Source organism: Pseudoduganella sp. RAF53_2, from assembly GCF_052113985.1.
Lineage (GTDB): Bacteria > Pseudomonadota > Gammaproteobacteria > Burkholderiales > Burkholderiaceae_D > Rugamonas.
In genome coordinates this window covers 1-1788 of sequence record NZ_JBFRDW010000890.1, presented here as the reverse complement: position 1 = coordinate 1788, position 1788 = coordinate 1, and the positions used below count along the sequence as shown (strand labels likewise).

General features: G+C 57.9%; 2 protein-coding genes. One reads left to right on the top strand and one right to left on the bottom strand.

Annotation, left to right across the window (positions count from 1 at the left end; genetic code table 11):
* Nucleotides 1-182 precede the first annotated feature (182 nt).
* Nucleotides 183-1382 carry a ScyD/ScyE family protein gene (locus AB4Z11_RS30710; RefSeq protein WP_442029824.1) on the top strand — a complete coding sequence of 400 codons (1200 nt, stop codon included), beginning with the start codon at nucleotides 183-185 and terminating at the stop codon, nucleotides 1380-1382.
* A gap of 40 nt (nucleotides 1383-1422) precedes the next feature.
* On the opposite strand, the gene AB4Z11_RS30705 is transcribed toward AB4Z11_RS30710, so the two are convergent.
* Nucleotides 1423-1788, bottom strand: a 366-nt coding sequence (locus tag AB4Z11_RS30705) for a DUF885 family protein (protein WP_442029822.1), incomplete at its 5' end; no start/stop codon positions are given.

Here is a 1788-nt window from a genome sequence, read left to right as displayed (position 1 = left end):
AGCTCAATTCGAAGAACCAGGCACCGAATCGGTCGGTGGTGTGCATACAGTCAACGCTTATTTTAGTCCCGCTTTTTTTATTTCCACGGGTGTCAGCGRGTTGATATTAAATTAGAAACTCTTGGCTTGACTTGTGGTTACAGCGTTCTAAGCTTCTAGATTAATATCTGGGAGTTTAAAAAATGAGAACCAGTTTAAGCGTTGGCGCGCTTGCGCTAATTACTACTGTTATCCACGCACCGATGGCATGGGCCGAAGCGCCGGCCAGTGTGCCGACCGTCAGCATCAACGTGTTGGTGAATAGTGGTTTAAATAATCCTCGGGGCCTGCGATTCGGCCCGGACGGCAATTTATATGTCGCCGAGGGCGGCACTGGTGGCTCTACTTCGACCACCGAACAGCAATGCCAGCAGGCGGCCGGCGTGGGTCCTTACAAAGGCAGCCCAACCGGAGGGCGCATTTCGCGTGTCGATGCAGCGGGCAACCGCACAACAGTCACCGATACCTTCCCGTCCAGCCAGACCAATGATGAGACCGGAGGGCTGGTCAGTGGCGTTGCCGATGTCGTGTTTATCGGCCACCGCATGTACGCGCTGCTGGCGGGAGCCGGCTGCTCGCATGGCGTTCTGAACACGGCTAACGGCATCGCGCGCGTGAACAGCGACGGCACCTGGAAGCTGATTGCCGACCTGAGCGCCTTCCAGATGGCGAATCCGGTGGCGAATCCGCAACCGCTGGACTTCGAGCCGGATGGCACCTGGACCAGCTTTGTGGTCGTGGATGGCGATTTCTACGCGGTCGAGCCGAATCATGGCGAGATCGTAAGAGTAAAGACCAACGGGCATATCAGCCGCGTGGTCGATATCTCCGCTTCTCAAGGCCACATCGTGCCAACCGCGCTGGTTGCCTACCACGAGAAATTCTTCTTCTCGAACCTGGGTACTTTCTCGCCGGATCAACTCAACAAACAAGGCGTCTACAAAGTAAGCCAGAACGGCAAAGTGCGTCAGCTGGCGACCGGACTTAGCAAGGTAATGGGCATGGTCTTTGATAATCGCGGGCGGATGTATGTGCTGGAGACTTCCTACTCCGCCAGCGATCCGGGGCCGAATCCGCATACCGGACGCCTGGTTCGTATTCTGCCCAACGGCGACCAGCAGGTGCTTATCGACAGCAGCAGTAGCCTGCTGTTCTTCCCAACCGGTATGACTGCCGGGCCGGATGGCGCGCTGTATATTTCGAATATCGGCTTTGGCCCGCCACCAGGAATGGGACAGGTCCTGCGCGTTGAAATATCGGATTGCACGGCCCCGCACCGGCATAACAACGATGATGACGAAGACGATAATCCGGATACGCTAAAGTGCGGTCGGGGGAAATGAAGGAATGCGGCCCCCGATTTCAGGGGCCGCTGCCATCGATTTAGTCCGGATTGGCGATCCAGCGGTCGACCTGCTGCTCAAGGATAGGCAGCGGTAAGGTGCCGTTGCCCAGCACTACGGCGTGGAATTTGGGGTAGCTGAATTTCGGTCCCAGCGCCTGCTGCGCCTTCGCGCGCAGTTCCTGGATCTTCAGCGCGCCGATCTTGTAGCTCAGCGCTTGTCCCGGCCATGCCATGTAGCGTTCAATCTGATTGGCGGCGCGCTGCTCGCTGTAGCCCAGCGTGTCGACCAGATAGGCGATGGCCTTTTCGCGCGACCAGCCCTGGGCGTGCATGCCGGTATCGACCACCAGCCGCGCTGCGCGCAGCAGTTCGTCGTTCAGGTGGCCGTAGTAGAAGCGTGGTTC